This is a genomic window from Acidovorax sp. 22279, assembly GCF_052045435.1.
In the GTDB taxonomy this organism is placed as follows: Bacteria; Pseudomonadota; Gammaproteobacteria; order Burkholderiales; family Burkholderiaceae_C; genus Acidovorax; species Acidovorax delafieldii.
Map to the genome: position 1 here is coordinate 617,972 of NZ_JBQEOV010000001.1, position 22,746 is coordinate 640,717.

The 22,746-nt window shown below is 65.3% G+C and carries 19 protein-coding genes and 1 tRNA gene; 8 read left to right on the forward strand and 12 right to left on the reverse strand.

Annotation, left to right across the window (positions count from 1 at the left end; translation table 11 throughout):
* Positions 1–86: 86 nt before the first annotated feature.
* The 3 genes from ACTJKQ_RS02695 to ltaE all read left to right on the forward strand — a co-directional run bounded on the left by ACTJKQ_RS02695 (position 87) and on the right by ltaE (position 3,305).
* On the forward strand, positions 87–737 hold the full coding sequence (locus tag ACTJKQ_RS02695) for a TetR/AcrR family transcriptional regulator (protein ID WP_063459232.1): 651 nt from the start codon (positions 87–89) through the stop codon (positions 735–737).
* A 53-nt stretch (positions 738–790) separates the two neighbouring features.
* Positions 791–2,038: a branched-chain amino acid ABC transporter substrate-binding protein gene (locus ACTJKQ_RS02700; protein ID WP_436078230.1), complete on the forward strand. Its 1,248-nt coding sequence runs from the start codon at positions 791–793 to the stop codon at positions 2,036–2,038.
* A gap of 196 nt (positions 2,039–2,234) precedes the next feature.
* Positions 2,235–3,305, forward strand: coding sequence for a low-specificity L-threonine aldolase (gene ltaE / locus ACTJKQ_RS02705; RefSeq protein ID WP_056059900.1), 1,071 nt, complete (start codon positions 2,235–2,237; stop codon positions 3,303–3,305).
* A 6-nt stretch (positions 3,306–3,311) separates the two neighbouring features.
* Here ltaE and ACTJKQ_RS02710 read toward each other — a convergent pair whose 3' ends face one another.
* Positions 3,312–4,031: a YggS family pyridoxal phosphate-dependent enzyme gene (locus ACTJKQ_RS02710; RefSeq protein WP_192421027.1), complete on the reverse strand. Its 720-nt coding sequence runs from the start codon at positions 4,029–4,031 to the stop codon at positions 3,312–3,314.
* A 37-nt stretch (positions 4,032–4,068) separates the two neighbouring features.
* Between ACTJKQ_RS02710 and ACTJKQ_RS02715 the strand changes: the two genes are divergently transcribed.
* The 4 genes from ACTJKQ_RS02715 to ACTJKQ_RS02730 all read left to right on the forward strand — a co-directional run bounded on the left by ACTJKQ_RS02715 (position 4,069) and on the right by ACTJKQ_RS02730 (position 8,025).
* Positions 4,069–5,112, forward strand: a complete 1,044-nt coding sequence (locus ACTJKQ_RS02715; RefSeq protein WP_015012257.1) for a type IV pilus twitching motility protein PilT — start codon at positions 4,069–4,071, stop codon at positions 5,110–5,112.
* A 68-nt stretch (positions 5,113–5,180) separates the two neighbouring features.
* Positions 5,181–5,816, forward strand: coding sequence for a Crp/Fnr family transcriptional regulator (locus tag ACTJKQ_RS02720; protein WP_015012256.1), 636 nt, complete (start codon positions 5,181–5,183; stop codon positions 5,814–5,816).
* 58 nt (positions 5,817–5,874) lie between these two features.
* On the forward strand, positions 5,875–7,011 hold the full coding sequence (locus ACTJKQ_RS02725) for a PilT/PilU family type 4a pilus ATPase (protein WP_056059906.1): 1,137 nt from the start codon (positions 5,875–5,877) through the stop codon (positions 7,009–7,011).
* 99 nt (positions 7,012–7,110) lie between these two features.
* Positions 7,111–8,025: an NAD(P)-dependent oxidoreductase gene (locus tag ACTJKQ_RS02730; RefSeq protein ID WP_440595919.1), complete on the forward strand. Its 915-nt coding sequence runs from the start codon at positions 7,111–7,113 to the stop codon at positions 8,023–8,025.
* A 204-nt stretch (positions 8,026–8,229) separates the two neighbouring features.
* On the opposite strand, the gene ACTJKQ_RS02735 is transcribed toward ACTJKQ_RS02730, so the two are convergent.
* The 3 genes from ACTJKQ_RS02735 to ACTJKQ_RS02745 all read right to left on the reverse strand — a co-directional run bounded on the left by ACTJKQ_RS02735 (position 8,230) and on the right by ACTJKQ_RS02745 (position 9,992).
* Positions 8,230–8,895 (reverse strand): BON domain-containing protein, encoded by a 666-nt coding sequence (locus ACTJKQ_RS02735; protein ID WP_440595920.1) that lies wholly within the window; start codon positions 8,893–8,895, stop codon positions 8,230–8,232.
* A complete protein-coding gene (locus ACTJKQ_RS02740) occupies positions 8,892–9,491 on the reverse strand; it encodes an SIS domain-containing protein (protein WP_056059914.1) in 600 nt (199 codons plus the stop codon). Before ACTJKQ_RS02740 ends, ACTJKQ_RS02735 begins: the two co-directional genes overlap by 4 nt.
* A 90-nt stretch (positions 9,492–9,581) precedes the next feature.
* Complete coding sequence (locus tag ACTJKQ_RS02745) at positions 9,582–9,992, reverse strand: YraN family protein (RefSeq protein ID WP_121941767.1); 411 nt, start codon at positions 9,990–9,992, stop codon at positions 9,582–9,584.
* Between ACTJKQ_RS02745 and rsmI the strand changes: the two genes are divergently transcribed.
* Positions 9,992–10,921, forward strand: a complete 930-nt coding sequence (rsmI, locus tag ACTJKQ_RS02750; RefSeq protein ID WP_099731463.1) for a 16S rRNA (cytidine(1402)-2'-O)-methyltransferase — start codon at positions 9,992–9,994, stop codon at positions 10,919–10,921. The two genes, ACTJKQ_RS02745 and rsmI, sit on opposite strands and share 1 nt — an antisense overlap.
* 101 nt (positions 10,922–11,022) lie before the next feature.
* Here rsmI and ACTJKQ_RS02755 read toward each other — a convergent pair whose 3' ends face one another.
* From ACTJKQ_RS02755 to rpoC, 8 genes are all read right to left on the reverse strand, one after another.
* Complete coding sequence (locus tag ACTJKQ_RS02755; RefSeq protein WP_056059922.1) at positions 11,023–12,276, reverse strand: Hsp70 family protein; 1,254 nt, start codon at positions 12,274–12,276, stop codon at positions 11,023–11,025.
* Between the two features lie 169 nt (positions 12,277–12,445).
* A tRNA-Phe gene (locus ACTJKQ_RS02760) sits at positions 12,446–12,521 on the reverse strand.
* A gap of 60 nt (positions 12,522–12,581) precedes the next feature.
* Positions 12,582–13,265, reverse strand: a complete 684-nt coding sequence (locus ACTJKQ_RS02765; RefSeq protein WP_060986598.1) for a response regulator — start codon at positions 13,263–13,265, stop codon at positions 12,582–12,584.
* A gap of 42 nt (positions 13,266–13,307) precedes the next feature.
* Entirely contained in the window at positions 13,308–15,602 is a 2,295-nt protein-coding gene (locus tag ACTJKQ_RS02770; protein ID WP_440595921.1) for an ATP-binding protein, read from the reverse strand.
* On the reverse strand, positions 15,599–16,210 hold the full coding sequence (locus ACTJKQ_RS02775) for a DUF4390 domain-containing protein (protein WP_056059932.1): 612 nt from the start codon (positions 16,208–16,210) through the stop codon (positions 15,599–15,601). The genes ACTJKQ_RS02770 and ACTJKQ_RS02775 overlap by 4 nt, the downstream gene beginning before the upstream one ends.
* A 10-nt stretch (positions 16,211–16,220) precedes the next feature.
* Positions 16,221–17,693 (reverse strand): 16S rRNA (cytosine(967)-C(5))-methyltransferase RsmB, encoded by a 1,473-nt coding sequence (gene rsmB / locus ACTJKQ_RS02780; protein WP_440595922.1) that lies wholly within the window; start codon positions 17,691–17,693, stop codon positions 16,221–16,223.
* Positions 17,694–17,711: 18 nt separating this feature from the next.
* Positions 17,712–18,320, reverse strand: coding sequence for a LemA family protein (locus ACTJKQ_RS02785; RefSeq protein WP_440595923.1), 609 nt, complete (start codon positions 18,318–18,320; stop codon positions 17,712–17,714).
* A gap of 179 nt (positions 18,321–18,499) precedes the next feature.
* Positions 18,500–22,735 carry a DNA-directed RNA polymerase subunit beta' gene (gene rpoC, locus ACTJKQ_RS02790; RefSeq protein ID WP_056745839.1) on the reverse strand — a complete coding sequence of 1,412 codons (4,236 nt, stop codon included), beginning with the start codon at positions 22,733–22,735 and terminating at the stop codon, positions 18,500–18,502.
* Positions 22,736–22,746 lie beyond the last annotated feature (11 nt).

Sequence of the window (22,746 nt, forward strand, 5' to 3'; positions counted from 1 at the left end):
CACCCGCCAGCGTCTTGCCAATATATACCGCTCGGTAGAACAATGCTACCCATGGGTATAACTCCAACGTCGCGCAAAGGACACCGATGAACCAGCAGCCCCCCGTGCAGGCCAGCGGCCGCCAGAAGGCCGCCACGGCCGGGTCGGACGAGAAGCGCGAACGCATCTTGCGCGCGGCCGAGGCGCTGTTCGATGCGCAGGGCTACGCCAACACCACCATTGAGCAGATCGTGCAGCAGCTGGGCGTGACCAAGCCCTTTGTGTACTACTACTTTCGCAACAAGCAGGAGATCTTCGAGACGCTGTCGTGGGCGCCTGCCGTGGCGTGTTTCACTGCGATGGACTTTGCGGCGGACGATGACCGGCCTGCCCATGTGAAGGTGACGGAAGGCATCGAGCGGCTGATCCGCGCCACGCTGGAGCACCACCCCTCGGCCTTCTTCCCGTACCGCGAGCCGCAGGTGTACCGGCCCGAGTACCTGGCGGCGCAAAAGGACCTGGCGAACCACTTCTACGACCGGCTGTGCGCGCTGCTCGAACAGGGCCGCGACGACGGCATGTTCGAGTTCAACGACACCAAGATCACCGCCCTGGCCGCCTGCAGCCTGCCCGGCTTTCTCTACAACTGGTACCGCCCTGACGGCCGCCTGTCGCAAGACGAGGTGGCGCAGGAGCTGGCGCAGCTGGCCTGGCGTGTGCTGGGGCTGCGGCGAACCCGCAAGCGCAACCCAGCCTGACGCGCACCGCAGCCCCCCTACACCAAGCACAACAACCACCGGAGACAAAACCCATGAAAACCGTGTTCCTCACCCCCCTGGCCGCTGCGGCGGCACTACTCATCGGCACGGCCGCCAGCGCGCAGGAGACCTTCAAGGTCGCCTACATCGATCCGCTGTCGGGCCCGTTCGCCAACGTGGGTGAGCTGATGCTCACCCACACGCAGTACGCCATCGAGGACATCAACGCCAAGGGCGGCGTGCTCAAGGGCACCAAGCTGCAGCTGCTGCAGTTCGACAGCAAGCTCTCGGCGCAAGAGAGCCAGAGCGCGCTGCAGGCGGCCATTGACCAGGGAGCCAAGGCCATCGTGACGGGCGGCTCGGGCTCATCGGTGGTCACGGCGCTGGTGCAGGCGGCAGCGCGCCACAACCAGCGCAACCCGGGCAAGGAGATCCTGGTGCTGAACCACTCCTCCATCGACCCCGAGCTGACGGGCAAGGCCTGCAACTTCTGGCACTTCCAGTTCGAGGCCAACACGGCCATGAAGATGAAGGCCATCGCCAACTACATCAAGAAGCAGCCGGACATCAAGAAGGTGTACCTGCTCAACCAGGACTACGCGCACGGCAAGCAGTGGGCGCACTATGGCCGCGAGATGGTGGGCCTGGCGCGGCCAGACATCCAGTTTGTGGGCGAGGCGCTGCACCCCATCGGCCGCGTGAAGGACTTTGCGCCCTACCTCGCTAAGGTCAAGAGCACCGAGGCCGACTCGGTCATCACCGGCAACTGGGGGCAGGACATGACGCTGCTGCTGAAAGCGGCGGGTGACGCGGGCTACAACCTGCGCTACTTCAACCACAGCGCGGGCTCCATCCCCGGCACGGTGCTGGCGGTATCGCAGGCCAAGCAAGGCCAGCTGACCTGGGTGGCCGAATGGCACCCCGGCCAGGCCGACACCCCCAAGGTGGACGCGCTGGCCAAGACCTACAAGGCCAAGACGGGCAAGGACTTTCTCGCGCCGCGCATCGAGATGACGCCGCGCTTCCTCGCCGCCGCCATCAACAAGGCCCAGTCCACCGACCCGGTGAAGGTGGCGCGCGCGCTGGAAGACCTGACCCTCGACTCGGTGGTGGGCCCGGTGCGCATGCGCGGCGAAGACCACCAGCTGCTGCTGCCCCAGGTGGTCAACACCATCGCGCCGGTGGACGGCAAGACCGTGAAGGTGGGCTGGGAAGGCACGAACTACGGCTTTCGCACCGATGCCGCCTACACCGGCAATGAGCTGGCGCAAGGCACGGACTGCAAGATGACCAGACCGTAGCCCCCCCCTGAGTCGCCTTCGGCGCCTTCCCCCTCAGGGGGACGACGCCCTCACTGCGGGGCGGCCCTTGCTCGGCGTCCCTGACCTAGGCAGCGCCCATTTCGCCGGCCGAGGGCATTGCAGCTGTAGGGGATGCCAACGCGACTAATATGGCCGGCCATTGCATTCATTGACCCGACCCACAAGGACCGCGCCCATGCCCGACTTTCGCAGCGACACCGTCACCCAGCCCACGCCCGCCATGCGCGAGGCCATGTTCCAGGCCCCGCTGGGCGACGATGTATTTGCCGACGACCCCTCAGTGAACGCACTGCAGGACCATGCCGCCGAGCTGCTGGGTTTTGAGGCCGCGCTGTTCGCCCCCTCGGGCACGCAGACCAACCTGATCGCGCTGTGGGGCCACTGCCAGCGCGGCGACGAGGCCATCGTGGGCCAGAGCTGGCACACCTACCGCTGGGAGGCGGGCGGCATGGCCGTGCTGGGCTCCATCCAGCCCCAGCCGGTCGAGACCCAGCCAGACGGCACGCTGCGCGTGGCCGACATCGCGGCCGCCATCAAACCGGACGACCCGCACTTCGCGCGCACCCGCCTCGTGGTGCTGGAGAACACGACCGGCGGCCAGGTGCTGCCGCCCGCCTACATCGCCGAGGTGGCGCAACTGGCGCGCAGCCGGGGGCTGGCCATGCACCTGGACGGCGCACGCATGTTCAACGCCGCCACGGCCAATGCCGCGCGCAACGGCACCGATGTGTATGCGGAAGCGCGCGCACTGTGCAGCCACTTTGATTCCGCATCGTTGTGCCTGAGCAAGGGCCTGGGCGCGCCCGTGGGCTCGCTGGTGCTGGGCTCGCGCGACTTCATCCGGCAGGCGCGCCGCACCCGCAAGATCCTGGGCGGTGGCATGCGGCAGGCGGGTGTCCTGGCGGCTGCCGGCCACTACGCGCTGCAGCACCATGTGCGGCGCCTGGCGGAAGACCACGCCCGCCTGGACCGGCTGGCCCAAGGGCTGACCGAAGCCAACCGCAGCCACCCCGTGCTGCAGGGCAAGCTCACCGTGCTGCCGTGGCAGACCAACATCCTCTTCACCGACCTGCACGCAGAGGTGGCCCCAGCCTTCACCGCCTGGCTGGCGCAGCACGGCGTACGCGTGACCAGCAGCCTGTATGGCGGCGCCACCCGGCTGCGCTGGGTGACGCACCTGGATGTGAGTGAGGCGGATGTGACAGCGGCGCTGGACTGCGTGGCGCGCTTCACGCTGCCGGGCTGAGCCCGCTCAGGCGGCGGGGTAGGTCCGTCCACCAAACACGCCGGTGCCCACGCGCACCAGCGTGCTGCCTGCCTGAATGGCGGCCTCCAGGTCGGCCGTCATGCCCAGGGACAGGGTGTCAAACTGCCCCAGGCCTGGCTCTCCCACTGCCGATATCTCATCAAATAGCCTTCTGGCGCTAGTGTGGATTGCCAATTGCGCTTCAAATTCAGGAGCATGGTCCGGAATGCTCATGAGCCCCCGCACGACCAGTCGTGGCAGTTTTGCGACAGCACGCACCAGGTCCAGGGCCTCGGCCGGGGCCACGCCCGACTTGGTGGGCCCACCGTCGATGTTGACCTGGATACATACCTGCAGCGGCGGCAGGTGATCGGGCCGCTGGGCTGACAGGCGCTCGGCGATCTTGAGCCGGTCCACCGTGTGCACCCAGTCGAAGTGCTCGGCCACCAGGCGGGTCTTGTTGCTCTGGATAGGGCCAATGCAGTGCCACTGCAGCGCCACGCCGGGCAAGGCAGCCCGCACGGCGGCAATCTTGTCCACGCCCTCCTGGATGTAGTTCTCGCCAAAGGCGCGCTGGCCTGCGGCCACCGCCTCCAGCACTGCATCGGCGCCAAAGGTCTTGGAAACGGCCAGCAGGCCCACCTGGCCCGGGTCACGCCCGGCAGCCCGGCACGCCTGGGCGATCCGGCCCATAACCTGTTGGAGGTTGTTAGCAATCGTGGTCATAATGTTTGGCAAGCGTACCAAACGATAGAGGGACTCCGTGGACATTACCCAATTGCTCGCGTTCAGCGTGAAGAACAAGGCCTCCGACCTGCACCTCTCCGCCGGTCTGCCGCCCATGATCCGGGTCCACGGCGACGTGCGGCGTATCAACGTCGATGCGCTGGACCACAAGACGGTGCATGCCATGGTGTACGACATCATGAGCGACGCGCAGCGCAAGACGTATGAAGAGTTCCTGGAGGTGGACTTTTCCTTCGAGATCGAAGGCCTGGCCCGCTTCCGCGTCAACGCCTTCAACCAGAACCGGGGCGCGGCCGCCGTGTTCCGGACGATTCCGAGCAAGATCCTGACGCTGGAGCAGCTCAACGCCCCCAAGATCTTCGGCGACCTGGCCTTGAAGCCACGGGGCCTGGTGCTGGTGACCGGCCCCACGGGCTCGGGCAAGTCCACCACGCTGGCCGCCATGGTCAACTACCTCAACGAATCCGAATACGGCCACATCCTCACGGTGGAAGACCCGATCGAATTCGTGCACGAGTCCAAGAAGTGCCTGATCAACCAGCGTGAAGTCGGCCCGATGACGCTGTCCTTCGCGGCGGCCCTGAAGTCCGCACTGCGCGAAGACCCGGACGCCATTCTGGTGGGCGAAATGCGCGACCTGGAAACCATCCGCCTGGCCATGACGGCTGCTGAAACGGGCCACTTGGTGTTCGGTACGCTGCACACCTCGAGCGCCGCCAAGACCATCGACCGGATCATCGACGTGTTCCCCGCCGAAGAAAAGGAAATGGTCCGTGCGATGTTGTCCGAATCGCTGCAGGCCGTGATCTCGCAAACACTGTGCAAGACCAAGGACGGCTCCGGCCGCGTGGCGGCGCACGAGATCATGCTGGGCACCAGCGCCATCCGCAACCTGATCCGCGAGGCCAAGGTGGCGCAGATGTACTCAACCATCCAGACCAGCAACAGCGTGGGCATGCAGACGCTGGACCAGAACCTGACCGACCTCGTGCGCCGCAACATCATCAGTCCGGCCGAAGCACGCAGCAAGGCCAAGATCCCCGAGAACTTCCCCGGCTGAGCCCCCCGACAGCACACCCCCATGAACGACTTTGCGGCCCCTGCAGGCGCCGCATACCGGAGCGCGATATGAAAGGCATTTTGAGCCTTCTGAAAATGAAAGCCCGCAGCGGCAAGCCATCGGACGACCACACGGATTCCGTGCTGTTTTCCACCGCGTTTGCGGGCCAGGGTGTGGACGACTCCATGCTGGTGCCCTGGGAGGCACGCGCCGTGGAAGTGGGCGCCAAGCGCCTGCCTACCAGCCGGGGCGGCAAACTGCTGCAAGGCCTGTGGGCCAAGGACAAGTACATGGCGCACCTGGACAAGGACGCTGTGGAGCGCATGGAGCGCTTTTTTGAATTTGCGGCCGTCCCGTCCAATCGCGACGTGATTCGCCAGGATGAGTACGGCAACTTCATGGTGGTGCTGCTCACCGGCACCATCGCCGTGGACCGCGTGCAGCCTTGGGGCGAACAATTGCGTCTGGCCGAGACACGCCCTGGGGACATCCTGGGCGAGATGTCGCTGCTGGATAGCGGCATCCGCTTTTCGGCCTGCACCACACTCACCGACTGCGAGATCGCCGTGCTCTCCGCCGAGGCCATGGACGACATGATGACCAAGGATCCGCAACTGGCCGCCAGCCTGATTGCCCTGCTGGCGCGCAAGCTGTCGCTGCGCCTGCGCGTGGTGAGCGCACGCCTGAGCGACAACCAGAAATGATGCACCTATCCACGACACAAGATCGTCCGGCAGACGACCACCCCCGGGAGAAATTCTGATGGAACGCGATCAGGCCAGTAAATTCATCAATGACCTGCTCAAGCTGATGGTGAGCCGCAACGGCAGCGACTTGTTCATCACGGCAGAGTTTCCACCCGCCATCAAGGTCGATGGCAAGGTGACCAAGGTGTCGCCGCAACCCCTCACGTCCAACCACACGCTCACGCTGGCGCGCGCCATCATGAGCGACAAGCAGGTGGCGGACTTTGAGCGCACCAAGGAGTGCAACTTCGCCATCTCGCCCGCTGGCATCGGGCGCTTCCGCGTCAACGCTTTCATCCAGCAGGGCAAGGTCGGCATGGTGCTGCGGACCATTCCGCTCACGCTGCCCACCATCGACGGCCTGGGTGTGCCGCAGGTGCTCAAGGAAGTGACGATGACCAAACGCGGCCTGTGCATCCTGGTGGGTGCCACGGGCTCGGGCAAGTCCACCACGTTGGCCGCCATGGTGGACTGGCGCAACGAGAACTCGTTCGGCCACATCATCACGGTGGAAGACCCCATCGAATTTGTGCACCCGCACAAGAACTGCGTGGTGACGCAGCGTGAAGTGGGCCTGGATACCGACAGCTGGGAAGCAGCGCTGAAGAACACGCTGCGCCAGGCACCCGACGTGATCCTGATGGGCGAAATCCGCGACCGCGAGACCATGGAGCATGCGGTGGCGTTTGCCGAAACCGGGCACTTGTGCCTGGCCACGCTGCACGCCAACAGCGCCAACCAAGCGCTGGACCGGATCATCAACTTCTTCCCCGAAGAGCGCCGTGCCCAGTTGTTGATGGACCTGTCGCTCAACCTGCGCGCCATGGTGTCGCAGCGCCTGATCCCCAAGCAGGACGGCAAGGGCCGCGCCGCAGCGGTGGAGGTGATGCTCAACACCCCGCTGATCTCCGACCTGATCTTCAAGGGCGAGGTCTCCGAGATCAAGGAGATCATGAAGAAGAGCCGCAACCTGGGCATGCAGACCTTCGACCAGGCGCTGTTCGATGCCTACGAGGCCAATGTCATCAGCTACGAAGACGCGCTGCGCAATGCCGACTCGCTCAACGACTTGCGCCTGCAGATCAAGCTCAACAGCCAGCGCGCCAAGTCACCCGACCTGGCACAGGGCACCGAGCATTTTGCGATCGTTTGACCCCAGAGCCAGGTCCACATACCTTCGCACCGCTTCACCCGCCCTCTTGGGCGGGTTTTCGTTTTCACGCATACTTTTGCAACATCTTCCCGCCACACCATGCCAAGCACTAACCCCCGCAATTACGACACCACTCCCTCCCGCAAAGTCGCCTTTCTGGGCCTGGGCGTGATGGGCTATCCCATGGCAGGCCACCTGGCGCTGGCTGGTCATGAAGTCACTGTGTACAACCGGACCGCTACCAAATCCGTAGCGTGGTGCGCAGAGTATGCGGGCACCAAGGCCCCCCATCATGCAGTAACGCCCCGCGAGGCGGCGGCAGGCGCCGACATCGTGTTCTGCTGTGTGGGCAATGACGATGACCTGCGCTCGGTCACCCTGGGTGCGGACGGTGCCTTCGCAGGCATGAAGCCCGGCGCGATTTTTGTGGACCACACCACGGCCTCGGCCGAGGTGGCCCGCGAGCTGCATGCGACCGCCCTGGCGCTCGGCCTGCAGTTTGTGGATGCGCCCGTGTCCGGCGGCCAAGCCGGCGCTCAGAACGGCCTGCTGACCGTGATGTGCGGTGGCGATGCCGCAGCCTTCGAGGCTGCTCAGCCCGTGGCCATGGCGTTCTCGCGCGCCTTCACGCTGCTGGGTGCCAGCGGCTCGGGCCAGTTGGCCAAGATGGTCAACCAGATCTGCATCGCCGGGCTGGTGCAGGCCCTGTCGGAAGCCGTGGCGTTTGGCCAGAACGCCGGGCTGGACATGAAGCAGGTGCTGGAAGTGATCGGCAAGGGCGCGGCCCAGAGCTGGCAGATGGACAACCGTGGCAAGACCATGGTGGACGGCAAGTTCGACTTTGGTTTTGCCGTGGACTGGATGCGCAAGGACCTGGGACTGGTGCTGGACGAAGCCAAGCGCAACGGATCACGCGTGCCCGTGACGGCACTGGTGGACCAGTTCTATGCCGATGTGCAGAAGATGGGCGGCAACCGCTGGGATACGTCCAGCCTGATTCAGCGCTTGAAGTAACCCCCTCAGCCGCCTGCGGTGTCTGCCCCGACAAAGGGCAGGACTGGCGGTCGGGCAAAGCAGGCGTCGTCGCAGCCTCACCCCCGGGTGCAACGCCGGCGACGTGTGGCAGCGCAGCGGAGCTCCAGCGCTGCGCTGCAAGAAAAAAGTCCCAGACCACGCGCGGCGGTCTGGGACTTTGACCCTCCGGTCTGAACCCCGTCCTCAGCCGCCGGCAGGCTTGGTGTCCGTGGTGACCGGCGCAGGCTGCGGCGCAATGCGGCGCAGCTCTTCCTCCGAAACGATCTCGAACACACGCACCACCTTGCGCACGTCACTCACGCCCCGGGCGATGTCCGTGGCACGGTTGGCCTCGCGCTGCGAGACACGGCCCATCAGATAGACGGTGTTGCGCTCGGTCACCACCTTGAAGGAGTTGGCCGAGATGTCCTGCGCGTCCACCAGGCTCGCACGCACCTTGCCGGTGATGAAGGTGTCCGTGGACCGCTGGCTCAGGGTGGAGCTGGGCATCACGGCCAGATCGTTGACCACGGAGCGCACGTTCTCCACCTGCGACACCATCTGCTCCACCGCCTGGCGGTCCTGGGCCGTGGCGACTTCACCGGTCAGCAGGGCCTGGCGGTTGTAGCTGGTCACGTTGACATGGGCCCGGTCGCCCAGGGCTTCGCGAATGCGGTTGGCCGCGCGCAGCTCAATGCCTTCGTCTTCGATCTGGGTACCGGCCGTGCGGCGGTCCACCGCCATCACGCCGCCGACCACAGCGCCGCCCACGATCAGGGGCGCGCAGGCCGATAGTGCGGCGGCCAGCGTGACAGCAGCCAGGGCAGTACCCACCACGCGGCGGGTGCGATTCAGGGTTGTCGGGTTCATAGTGGGATCTCCTGTTCACCAAGTAACTGTGCGTCCACGCCGTCGCTGATGCAGTGCAGTACCAGCGTATGGACTTCGCGCACGCGTGCCGCACGGTCGTGGGGCACGCTGATCAAGACGTCGGTCTCCCGCAGCATGGCGGCCAGTTTGCCGCCGGTGCGGCCCGCCAACACCACCACGGTCATGTCGCGCTCGTGCGCGGCCTCGGCGGCAGCCAGCAGGTTGGGGTCGTTGCCGTGCACCGTCAGGGCCAGCAGCACATCGCCCGCCTGGCCCAGGGCGCGCACCTGGCGCGCAAACTGCTGGGTGGCATCGTTGCTGCCCGCAGCCGCCGTGAGCAGGGTGTTGTCGGATGTGAGCGCCAGCGCGGCCAGCTCGGGACGTTCGCGTTCAAAGCCCGCCACGCAAAAGGCGGCAAACTGCTGCGCTTCGGCGGCGGACGGGCCGTTGCCACAGGCCAGCACCTTGCCGCCGCTGGTCACGCAGGCCAGCACCGCCTGTACGGCAGCGGCAATGGGGTGGCTCAGGGTCTGCGCGGCCTGGTACTTCAGGTCGGCGCTGTCGATGAAATGCTGTTGGATGCGTTGCTCAAGCATGAGGGCCCGATGATACCCGCCGCGTGTTACAGCTTTTGTAGCAAAGGGTAGCCACCCGCATTGCGCTGGCGACCGGTACGGCGCCCGCCGCTACTGCGCATCGAACGCCGCCTTGAGCCACTGCACCCCCTCCTCCACCAGCACCACGTCAAAACGGCAGGGCGGTGGCGACGGCAAGCGCATCAGGTAGTGCCGTGCGGCAAAGATGATGCGCTGCTGCTTGGTCGCGCTGATGCTGGCACCGGCGCCGCCAAAGCCGCCATGCGCGCGGCTGCGCACCTCCACAAACACCAGGGTGCCATCTCGGTCACGCATCACCAGATCAATCTCGCCCCCGCCGCGTCCGGGCGTCCGATAATTGCGCACCGCCAGTTGCAGTCCCGCTGCCTGCAGATGGGCCAATGCCTGGTCCTCGGCAGCGTTGCCCCGCTCACGCGTGGTGGCTTTTTTGGCAGCCCCCGGGGTGGCAAGGGCCGGTGGTCTTTTTCCAAGGAAATTCATTGAGCGCATCTTTCGCTTCAGCCCAGAGCGCGGCGCACGACGCCGCCGCTGCGCAGCATTATCCGCAGGGCGCGCTGTACGTGGTGGCCACGCCCATCGGCAACCTGGCCGACATCACCTTGCGCGCACTGCATGTGCTGCAACTGGCCGACACGGTGGCCTGCGAAGACACGCGCCATACGCAGTCGATGCTGCGCGCCTACGGCATCGACAAGGGCGCCAGCCAGCTGCTGGCTGTGCACCAGCACAACGAGGCCGAAGCCGCGCAGAACGTGGTGCACCGGCTGCAGCAGGGCCAGCGCGTGGCCTATGTGAGCGATGCAGGCACCCCCGGCGTGAGCGACCCCGGCGCACGTCTGGTGGCCGCAGTGCAGGCGGCGGGCCTGCGTGCCGTGCCCCTGCCGGGCGCCAGCAGCATCACCACCGCATTGAGCGTGGCCGGTGCCGTGGCCCACAGCACCGAACACGGCGGCTTTGTGTTTGCAGGATTTCTGCCCGTCAAGAACGCGGAGCGTGCCAACGTGATTGCGCAGCAGCTGGCCCAGGAGCCCCGGTGCGTGGTGCTGCTCGAAGCGCCCCACCGCATCGGCGAGCTGGCCCAGGCCCTGGCCGTATTGGGCGAGCGCCCCGTCACCCTGGCGCGCGAGCTGACCAAACAGTTTGAAGAAGTCACCACCCAGCCAGCGCAGGCGCTGACGGCGTGGCTGGATGGGTCGCCCCAGCGCTCGCGCGGCGAATTCGTGGTGTTGCTGCACCCGGTACCCGTGGTCAGCGACGCGGGCGACAGCCACCGCGTGCTGCGCCTGTTGCTGGCCGAGCTGCCCCTGAAGACCGCCGTGCGCCTGGCCGCCGAGATCACGGGCGCATCGCGCAACGTGCTGTACGACACCGCGCTGGAGTGGAAGCGCGAGGATGGCGTACAGGACTGACTCCAGGTGCTCCCGGGCCTTGTTTGCGATGTTTTCGGGCGGTAGCGCTAGTGCAATATGCCGCACAAGCTATCCAATTAATAGCAAACTGGATGGCATGACTACCGCGAAACCGCCAGGCCCGCAGCCACCCCGCCGAACAGATCACCCTCCACTTGCGGAGTTGCCGGGAAGGCCGTGCGCAGTGCCTGGCGCAGGGGCCGCAATGCCGACGAGCCCCCAGTCAGGTAGATCGCATCCACACCCCCATCGCCCAGTCCCGCCATCTGCAGGCAGTCGCGCGCGCAGGCCACCACCTGTTCCAGCGGCTGCGCCAGGGACTGCGCCAATCCGGGCGGCGTGATGGCGGCGCCGAGCCCAGCCTCGACCCAGTCCAGCGGCATGGGCGCCTCGGCATCGGCCAGAGAAGCCGCGATCTTGGCCTGCTCCACCGTGTTGGCCAGGCGGTGGCCCAGCCGCTCGTTCAACACCCGAATCAGCCGGGCATGCAGCGCGGCATCGGCATAGTCGGTGCGCAGGTTCTGCGCATCACGCAGTGCGCGCGGCGAATACAGCCACTGGATCAGGTGCCAGGTCGAGAGGTCGAAAAACACGCGGCTGGGCACCTCGCGCCCCGACGGACCGATGTGGCGAAAGCCCAGCAGCGGCATGAGCAGGTCCAGGCTGAGGCGCCGGTCAAAGTCCGTGCCACCGATGTGCACGCCAGTGGTGGCCAGCACATCGCTGCTGCGGTCCGCGCGGGCCATGCGCTCGGGGCCCAGGCGTACCACCGTGAAGTCCGACGTACCGCCGCCAATGTCCACCACCAGCACCAGCGACTCCCGGTCGATGCGCTGCTCGTAGTCCAGCGCGGCCGCAATGGGCTCGAACTGGAAGCTCACGTTCTCGAACCCTGCAGACAGCGCGGCCTGGCGCAGCGCGTCCTCGGCCTGCTGATCGCGCTCGGCATCGCCGTCCACAAAATGCACCGGCCGCCCCATCACCACCCGCCCGGGCATGCCACCGAGTTCGTCGCGGGCCTTCTGCGCCAGCATCCGCAAGAAGAGGCCGATGATGTCCTGGTAGCTGACCAGCTGGTTGTGCACTGCGGTCTTGTCCTGCAGCAGCGCACTGCCCAGCAGGCTCTTGAGCGAGCGCATCAGCCGCCCTTCCGTGCCCGCGAGGTACTGCGCCACCGCATCGCGCCCAAAGTGCGTGCGCTGGTCTTCAGCGTTGAAGAACAGCGCCGTGGGCAGCGTGTGTGCATCCCCCTCCAGCGCCACCATTCGCGACAGGCCCGCGCCCTGCCGCACCGCCATCGCGGAGTTGGAAGTGCCGAAGTCGATACCAAGGGTGGTGTCCTGCAGAAGGGGCATGGGGAACGTGGGGAGAAACAACAAGGAACGCAATGCGCGGTACGGGCAGCAACCAGCACCAAGGCAACGCAGGATTTCGACATGCGCACCTGCCCAGCTGGGTGTGGCCCTGCTTCGGCGGTACGAAATTGAAAAAGCCCTTGATTCTTGCAAATCAAGGGCTTTTGTTTGGTGGCCTGGGGCGGAATCGAACCACCGACACAAGGATTTTCAATCCTCTGCTCTACCGACTGAGCTACCGGGCCTGAGCCTCAAATTATAGCCAGAAAAATCAGCGCTTCCGGCAAAAAGCACAAATTAATTGATCAGCCGCGCTTGCCGCGCCCCAGATCCACGCCCAGCTGGCGCAGCTTGCGGTACAGGTGGGTGCGCTCCAGGCCCGTCTTTTCGGCCACGCGCGTCATGGAGCCGCCTTCGCGGGCCAGGTGAAACTCGAAGTAGGCTTTCTCGAAACCATCGCGCGCTTCGCGCAGGGGGCGATCCAGGTCAAACCCCTGGTGGGCGTGGGGGCCGGGGTCCACCCCCGCCATCACCGCAGAAACGGCAGGCAGCTGCGAGAACGTCGGATCGGCCGGAGCGGCAGCGGGTGCGGACACAGCAGCCACGGGTGCAGCCTGGTGGGCCGCGTTGCGTGCCAGGCCCTGCTCCACGGCCTTGAGCAGCTTTTGCAGGGTGATGGGTTTTTCGAGGAACGAGAAAGCGCCGATGCGCGTGGCCTCCACCGCCGTGTCGATGGTGGCGTGGCCGCTCATCATGATGACCGGCATGGTGAGCACGCCCGCAGTCGCCCACTCTTTGAGCAACGAGACGCCGTCGGTGTCGGGCATCCAGATGTCCAGCAGCACCAGGTCATAGCTGTTGCCTGCCCGGGCGGCTCGGGCCTGGGTCGCATTTTCTGCGAGGTCTACGCTGTGACCTTCGTCGTTCAGGATTTCCGACAGCAGATCACGAATGCCGAGCTCATCGTCGACCACCAGAATGTTTGCCATGTGTGTTGAAGCGCCTTGGGGAGGTACTGCGGGGCGGTGTTGTTATGACGCCACCGCTGGTTCAGGGGCGAATGATAACGACACTTGGGCGCCGCGCACCACGCCTTCTTCGGTGCGATTGGACAGTTCGATGCGCGCTCCGTGCTCATCTGCGATCTTTTTGACCACGGCCAAACCCAGGCCGGTGCCACGCGGTTTGGTGGTGACATAGGGTTCGAAAGCGCGCTGCAGGATGTGGGACGGAAAGCCCCCGCCGCTGTCCGATACCGTGAGCCGCACACGGCGTGACGATTCGCTCCAGCGGGTGCTGATGCGCACCGGCGGCACGGGCTCGGAGGCCCCGGCGCGGGCCTGCTCGGTCGAATCCTGGGCGTTCTGCAGCAAGTTGTGTACGACCTGGCGCAACTGCTGCGCGTCGCCCGCAATCCAAGGGCAGCGCGGGTCCAGCTCGGCTTCTACAGGCACGGTGGCGTTTTCTGCCCCATACAAATGGAGCACGTCGGCGACCAGGGCATTGAGGTCCAGCGCATGCAGTTCGGCAGCAGGCAAGCGCGCGTAATCGCGGAACTCGTTGACCAGTCGCTTCATCGCATCGACCTGGTCCACGATGGTCTTGACGGACTTGGCGAGGATGGCCTGTTCAGGGTCCGGCAGCTTGCCCGACAGCTTCATTTCAAGGCGCTCGGCCGACAGCTGGATGGGGGTCAGCGGGTTCTTGATTTCGTGCGCAAGCCGGCGCGCCACCTCGCCCCAGGCCTGCGCACGCTGGGCCGAAACGATCTCCGAAATGTCGTCAAAAACCAACAGTCGGGTGGCATCGGGCAGCTCTGCGCCCCGCGCGACCAGGCTGGTGGCGTGTTGTCCGGCGCCGCCGGAGGAGGCATGCAGCTCGAACGGCTGCTGCCAATGGTCCAGGCCATGGCGTTCATGGTCCCCCAAAAACGCATCGAAATGGCCCTGGACCGACGCGGCAAACTCCGCGAGGCCCGGCACTTCGGACAGCGGCCGCCCCTCATAAGCGGCCATGGGAGCGCGCAGGATGCGGGTGGCGCCTGGGTTGGACGAACGGATCAGCCCCTGCGCATCCAGCACGATGACACCCGCCGTAAGGTTGTCCAGAATGGTCTGCAGGTTGGCGCGGGAGGCATCGACCTCGCCCATGCTCTGCTCCACCGCCTGGCGCGCGTCTGCCAGTTGCTGGGTCATGAGCGCGAACGAGCGCGTCAGCCCACCCAACTCATCTTTGCTTTGCAGCGCGGCCTTGGGACTCAGGTTGCCCGCAGCCACCTCGCGCACCCCCTCTGCAAGGACCAACAAGGGCCGCGCCAGCTGGTTGCCCAGCAGCACCGCCAGCAGCACCGCGCCGAACACCGCCAGGAACAGACTCAGCGTGAGCGTGCCCACATACATGCGCCGCAGCCCGCCCCGGGCCAGCGCACGCTCCTGGTATTCACGATTGGCCTCCTGCACGGCGATGGCGTTGGCCACCAAGGCCGGCGGCAGAGGCAAGGTGGCCTGCAGATAGCGCGGCTCCATCAACAGGCCCACGCTGGGGCTGCTGACCAGGGCCAGCACCTTGACCCGCGCGTTCTGCGCCGCAGCCGGGTCGGCGATGTCGTCCAGCCCTTCGATCTGCGCCGTGGCGCGCTGCTGGCGCGCCGTGCGCAGTAAGGCAGCGCCGGGCCGCTCGGGATTGAGGCTGAAGCGCGACTGCCCCGCGCTGGCCACCGCCTGACCGGACGCGTTCCAGAGCACCACGTCGGTCGCGCCGAGCTGGTCGCGAATACGCTCCAGCACCAGGCCCGCAGCAGCATCAGGCACCTGGGCCACCTGGGCGCTGGCATTGCGGGTCTTGGCGGCCATGTCCGTGGCCAGCGAGTCCAGCGACACGCGGGCCAGGTTGACGCCCGCAGACAGAGCCCCCTCCACCTTCACGTCGAACCAGCTTTCGATGGAGCGCGTGACGAACTGGTAGGACACCACATAGATCAGCAGCCCCGGCATAAGCCCCACCAGCGCAAAAATGGCTGCGAGCTTGACCAGCAGGCGGCTGCCAAAACGCCCCTTGCGCAGGCGCAAGCCCAGGCGCAACGCCACCCAGCCCAGCACCAGCAGCAGCAGCAGCGCTACAAACACGTTGACGCCGAAGAGCCAGGCGTAGTTGCGCTCGTACAGCACGCGGTTGTTGGTGGCCAGCGTCAGCAAGAACAGCAGTACCAGACCGATGGCCGACATGATGGCGGCGCCCACGCCCACGGCCCAGCGCACTGCGCGGGACTGGCGGGCGGTGGCATGGGTCGATGCCGAAACGCCGGTGGATGGGGGGGACGTGCTCACTTGGCTGGCTCTGCGCCCAGGCGCTGGCTGCGGGAGACCAGCAGGTTCCAGCCCGACCGGCCGACCGCGCCGATCTGGAAAGGACGGGGCAGCTGGGACATATCGAGGCGGAAGCGGAAGTTCACCGTATGCACGGCATCGGACTCGATCACATCGCGTTCGGCGATCTTCCAACGTGAAAAACGCTGAATCGACGACAAGGCATCGGCGTAATTGTCAAAATTCTGACCCAGCACCACGCCCAGCCCGCTGTTGGTGAAAGGCGTGGAGGAGATGTTGAGACGCCAACGGCGGGTGAGCGGCTGGTAGCTCAGGCGGAAGTACCGGGTGGTCTCGGCCACCTGCCGGTCGGACCAGTACCAGCGGTCGCGCAGCACCTGGGCGTCGGCCACGAAGAACATGGGAATGCCTTTTTGCAAGGCGTCTTCGGCCAGCTCGGGCAGTTCAAATTGCAGGTTGGCGCTCAGGTACAGACCGTCGTCCCCGCGTTCGAGGCGCAGGTCACCCACCTCGGAGGAGGCCGCCTGTGCCGCTACGGCCTGCGGCACCCAGCAGAGCACCGTCCCCCAAAACAGCACAAACCATGCACACACCAGCCACCAGCGCATGCCCCGGGGCTCATTGCGCCGATTTTTGCAACAGTGCGTAAAAAAAGCCGTCGTGGTCACCGGTCAGATTGTCCGGGACAGCCCCGGCCTTGTCCGCGTTGCCGGGAATTAAATGCCCCGGCGACGGCAGCATTTGCGCATCGGTGTTGTGTGCAAGAAACGTTTGCACCTGGGCATCACCCTCTGCCCGGAAGACGGAACAAGTGCAATACAGCAGGCGCCCGCCGGGACGCAACAGCGGCCACAGGGCCTTGAGCAGGGCCGCCTGCAGGGTTGCCAGCTGGGCAATGTCGGATTCACGGCGCAGCCAGCGCACGTCTGGATGGCGACGCACAATGCCGGACGCGGTGCACGGTGCGTCGAGCAGGATGGCGTCGAACGGCACGCCGCCGCACTGCGACTGCCACCAGTCTTGCGGGCGGGCAGCATCGGCCACCAGGACCTGGGCCGTCAGCCCCAGGCGCTGCAGGGTTTCACCAATGCGGACGCTGCGTGTGGCATCGATCTCCAGCGCCGTGACCTGCAGGGGGGACTGCGGACCCGCCATCTCCAGCAGGTGCGCCGTCTTGCCGCCGGGGGCGGCGCAGGCGTCGAGCACGCGCAAGGGCTGACTCAGATCCAGCCCGTGCAGCAGCAAAGGAGCCGCCTGCTGGGCGGCGGCGTCCTGCACGGACACCCAGCCCTCCTCAAAGTGTGGCAGCGACTGAACGGGCACCGCCTGACGCAGCGCGACGCCATGCTGGCCCACCGCAATCGCTCCTAAACCAATAGCACACAAGGCATGTAAATACTGCGCTACCGTGCATTTTTGTTCGTTGACCCGCAACATCATGGGTGCGTGGGCATTGTTGGCCTGCAGGATCTGCTCCCAGTGCTGGGGGTGGTCCTTGCGCAGGCGCTGCACCCACCACGCCGGATGGTTCCAGCGCGCCACGGGATCGTTGTCGGTGGCGGCCACCAGGGTGTCGCGCTCGCGCAGAAAACGGCGCAGGCAGCCGTTGATGAACGAGGCCTGCGCGCGGGTGGCCGGGTGGTGCTTGGCCGCCTCCACCGCCTGGTTCACCAGGGTGAAGGGTTCATACGGCGAGGCCTGCGGGTCCCAGCACAGCGCCAGCGCGCTGCACAGCAGCGCATCGGCGGCGGGTGCGGGGGCACGGGCGGCCAGCTGTCGGCGCAGGGCCTCGGCCCGCCCGGCCTGGCGCAATACCTGGAACAGCAGGGCCTGCGCGCCAGGGCGCAACGCGATCTCTATGGCGGTCAGCGCTGTCGTGCCGGACTGCCCGCCTCGAATCGCCTGCAAGGCGCCAGCCACCGCTGTCAGCAACCGCCACAGAGGAACCGTCGTGGCACTCGACGAAGTCGCCCTATCGGGTGAGACCGCAGCAGAACCCGCCTGCGGAGACTGCTGGCCGGAGCCTGCGCGCACGGGACGCGGCGCGTTGCCACCGGTGCGGCGGGGACGTTGGTGGGGAGGTGGAGTCATCGTGATCCTGAAAACGGGTTACAGCGCACGTGCCGCCTTGAACCCGAACACCCAGGCCAGCAGGCTGGCCGGAAACTGGGCAATGGCACTGTTGTACTGCACCACGGCCTCATTGAACACGCGAATCGCTTGCTCGTTCTGCACGGCGTGTTCGTCCCAGCGCACCTGCCACACCGACAGGACCACGGGCGCAGACCCTGGGGTCACCGTAGCGGTATCTGCAGCCGAGGCCAATGCTGTTGGCTGTGCAGGGTCGGCCAGCAACTTCTGCAAGGCGGTGGCCCAGGTCGCTCGCAGCACTTCACGGGCGGCCGTCAACGCAGCCACCGCGTCACCCTGCAGCGGGCGGGCGCGTGCCACGGCCAGCGAGGCACTCAATTGCGTCACGGCACCCTGCAGCGCGGCCAACTCTTGCGCACCTGCATCGGCCAGCAAGTTGCCGCGCTGTACGGTCTGCGCCGCGCCGAACTCGCCGAGCAAGGCCACCAGCCGCACCATGTGTGCGTCAAAACTGCCGAACGACTGAACGACAGCCGAGCGCAGGCGCATCAGACGGTTGTAGGCCCCCAGGGCCCAGAACAGAAAGACGGCAAAAGCAATCCAGAAGAGGGGCGACGACCACAGCATGCACAGTTGCCGGAGCGGATGCTGCTGCACCCGTCGCGGCCCGAAAAACAGAAAGTTGAAACAAACGACGGGCGGTGAAAAGACACACGTCCATCAAAAACGCCCCCGGCCTGCCTGGGACAGGACGGGGGCGCTGTGGCGACCGCAGCAGGGCCTGAGGGAGGCCTTGCTGTTTTCTATCAGTCTGCCGCTGCGTCGGTGGCAGTGACGCTGCCACTGTCCACATCCGAGGCGTCCGACTGAGCTGCCATTTCGGCGGCTTCGGCTTCGGCGATGGCGCGGCGCTCGGCGTCGTCCATCGCGTCCTTGGCCTTGCGTGCCTGGTGGTAGGCCAGACCCGTACCGGCAGGGATCAGGCGACCCACGATCACGTTTTCCTTCAGGCCACGCAACTCGTCGCGCTTGCCCATGATGGCAGCCTCGGTAAGCACACGGGTCGTTTCCTGGAAGGAAGCGGCCGAGATGAACGAGTCGGTGGACAGAGATGCCTTCGTGATACCCAGCAACAGGTTGCTGTAGGTCGCAGGGATTTTGCCCTCGGCCTGCAGTGCCTCGTTGGTGTTGAGGATCTCGGAGCGCTCGACCTGCTCGCCGGCAATGTAGTTCGACTCGCCGACGTTCTCGACCACGACGCGGCGCAGCATCTGACGAACGATCACCTCGATGTGCTTGTCGTTGATCTTCACGCCCTGCAAGCGGTACACGTCCTGCACTTCATCAACGATGTAGCGCGAGAGTTCTTCGATACCCAGCAAACGCAGAATGTCTTGTGGGTCGGCCGGGCCGTCCACAATCGATTCGCCCTTGTTCACCACCTGGCCTTCGTGCACCAGGATGTTCTTTTCCTTGGGCACGAGCTCTTCGAACACGCGACCTTCAGGGTCAGTGATCTGCAGGCGAACCTTGCCCTTGGTTTCCTTGCCGAACGACACGGTACCGGTCATTTCGGCCAGGGTGCCCTTGTCCTTCGGTGTACGGGCTTCGAACAGCTCGGCCACGCGGGGCAGACCACCGGTAATGTCGCGGGTCTTCTGGCCTTCGACCGGAATACGCGCCAGCACTTCGCCGGGGCCCACGTCCTGGCCATCGCGCACCTGGATCAGAGCACCGACCTGGAAGCCGATGGTCACCGAGTGGTCGGTACCAGGGATCTTCACTTCGTTGCCCTGGGCGTCGATCAGCTTCACCTGCGGACGCACCACCTTGGCGGCACCACGGCGCTTCGGATCGATCACCACCAGCGTGGACAGACCGGTCACTTCATCGACCTGCTTGGCCACCGTCAGGCCTTCTTCGACGTTCTCGAACTTGGTCTGGCCGGCGAACTCGGTGATGATGGGTCGCGTCAGCGGATCCCAGTTGGCCAGGATCGTACCGGCCTTGATCTGCTGGTCGGCCTTCACCGTCAGCGTCGCACCGTAAGGCACCTTGTGGCGCTCACGCTCGCGGCCATGCTCGTCCTGGATGATGATTTCACCCGAACGTGCAATCACCACCAGCTCGCCCTTGGTGTTGCTCACGTAGCGCATCGTGGCGTTGAAGCCGATCACGCCGTTGGACTTGGCTTCCACGCTCGACGCGATGGCTGCACGCGAAGCGGCACCGCCGATGTGGAACGTACGCATGGTCAGCTGCGTGCCGGGCTCGCCGATGGACTGGGCAGCGATCACACCCACGGCTTCGCCGAGGTTGATCAGGCCACCGCGGCCCAGGTCGCGGCCGTAGCACTTGGCGCACAGGCCGTAGCGGGTTTCGCAGGTCAGGGCCGTGCGCACCTTCACTTCGTCCACGCCAGCGGCTTCGAGCTCTTCGATCAGGTCTTCGTCCAGCATCACACCAGCTTCGACCAGCACCGCGCGGTTCTCGGGGTGCAGCACGTCCTCAGCCGCAGTGCGGCCCAGGATACGCTCGCGCAGCGATTCGATCACTTCACCGCCTTCGACGATGGCGCGCATCAGCGAACCATTGGCCGTGCCGCAATCTTCTTCGGTCACAACCAGGTCTTGCGTCACGTCCACCAGACGGCGGGTGAGGTAACCGGAGTTCGCCGTCTTCAGCGCAGTGTCGGCCAGACCCTTACGGGCACCGTGGGTGGAGATGAAGTACTCCAGCACGTTCAGACCTTCGCGGAAGTTCGCGGTAATGGGCGTCTCGATGATCGAGCCGTCTGGCTTGGCCATCAGACCCCGCATACCAGCCACCTGACGGATCTGGGCAGCAGAGCCGCGGGCACCGGAGTCGGCCATCATGTAGATGGAGTTGAAAGACTCCTGGTCCACTTCCTTGCCGTGGCGGTCGGTGACCTTTTGCTTGGACAGCTGGGCCATCATCACCTTGGACACTTCGTCACCGGCCTTGCCCCAGATATCCACCACCTTGTTGTAGCGCTCGCCAGACGTCACCAGACCGGACACGTACTGCTGTTCGATCTCTTTGACTTCCTTCTCGGAGCGCTCAATGATGCCGGCCTTCTGCGGAGGCACCAGCATGTCGTCGATGGCAATGGAGATACCGGCGCGCGTAGCCAGGCGAAAACCGTTTTGCAGCAGCTTGTCTGCAAACACCACGGTTTCTTTCAGCCCGCACTTGCGGAAGCTCACGTTGATGAGCTTGGAGATTTCCTTCTTCTTCAGCGCCTTGTTCATGTTGCTGAACGGCAGTCCCTTGGGCAGGATCTCGGACAGCAGTGCGCGGCCTGCAGTGGTTTCCACCAGCGAGGTCGAGGGCACAAACTCGCCCGTGGCCTTGTCCTTGGTCCACTCGGTCATCCGCACCGTGATCTTGGCAGCCAGTTCGACCTGGCCAGCGTCCAGGGCACGCTGCACTTCGCCGGTGTCAGCGAACACCAGGCCTTCGCCCTTGCCGTTGATACGGTCACGGGTGGCGTAGTACAGACCCAGCACCACGTCCTGCGAAGGCACGATGGAGGGTTCGCCCGAGGCGGGGAACAGCACGTTGTTGGAGGCCAGCATCAGCGTGCGGGCTTCCATTTGTGCTTCCACCGACAGCGGGACGTGCACAGCCATCTGGTCACCGTCGAAGTCGGCGTTGAAGGCCGCGCAGACGAGGGGGTGCAGCTGGATGGCCTTGCCTTCGATCAGGATGGGTTCAAAGGCCTGGATGCCCAAACGGTGCAGCGTAGGTGCACGGTTCAGCATCACGGGGTGTTCCTTGATGACCTCTTCCAGGATGTCCCACACCACGGGGGTGCCGGATTCGACTTCCTTCTTGGCGGCCTTGATCGTCGTCGCGATGCCCATGGCTTCGAGGCGCGAGAAGATGAAAGGCTTGAACAGCTCCAGCGCCATCAGCTTGGGCAGACCGCACTGATGCAACTTGAGCGTTGGGCCCACGGTGATCACGGAACGACCGGAGTAGTCCACGCGCTTGCCCAGCAAGTTCTGGCGGAAACGGCCGGACTTGCCCTTGATCATGTCGGCGAGCGACTTCAGCGCGCGCTTGTTGGCGCCCGTCATGGCCTTGCCACGGCGGCCGTTGTCCAGCAGCGAGTCGACGGCTTCCTGCAGCATCCGCTTTTCGTTGCGGGCGATGATTTCAGGGGCCTTCAGCTCCAGCAGGCGGCGCAGACGCGAGTTGCGGTTGATGACCCGGCGATACAGGTCATTCAGGTCGGACGTAGCGAAGCGGCCGCCATCCAGTGGCACCAGCGGACGCAGGTCCGGTGGCAGCACGGGCAGCACTTCGAGCACCATCCACTCGGGCTTGATGCCCGACTTCTTGAAGGCTTCGAGCACCTTCAGGCGCTTGGCGTTCTTCTTGACCTTGACTTCGGAGCCGGTCAAGTCACCGCGCAGGCGTTCGATCGACAGGTCGATGTCGATGGATTCCAGCAGGTCCTTGATGCCTTCGGCGCCCATCTTGGCGATGAACTCGTCGCCGTATTCCTTGCGCTTGGCGTCGTAGTCGTCCTCGGACATGATGCTGAACTTCTTCAGCGGGGTCATGCCGGGGTCGGTCACCACGTACGCTTCAAAGTACAGCACGCGTTCGATGTCGCGCAGCGTCATGTCGAGCACCAGGCCCAGACGCGAAGGCAGCGACTTCAGGAACCAGATGTGAGCGCAAGGCGCGGCCAGATCAATGTGGCCCATGCGCTCGCGACGCACCTTGGTCTGCGTGACTTCAACGCCGCACTTCTCGCAGATCACACCGCGGTGCTTGAGGCGCTTGTACTTGCCGCACAGGCATTCGTAGTCCTTGATAGGACCAAAAATCTTGGCGCAGAACAGACCGTCACGCTCGGGCTTGAATGTGCGGTAGTTGATGGTTTCGGGCTTCTTCACTTCGCCGAAAGACCACGAACGGATCTTTTCGGGCGAAGCCATGCCGATGCGGATGGCATCGAAATGCTCGTCCGGCGTGAATTGCTTGAACAGGTCGAGTAGCGATTTCATAGTGACTCTTT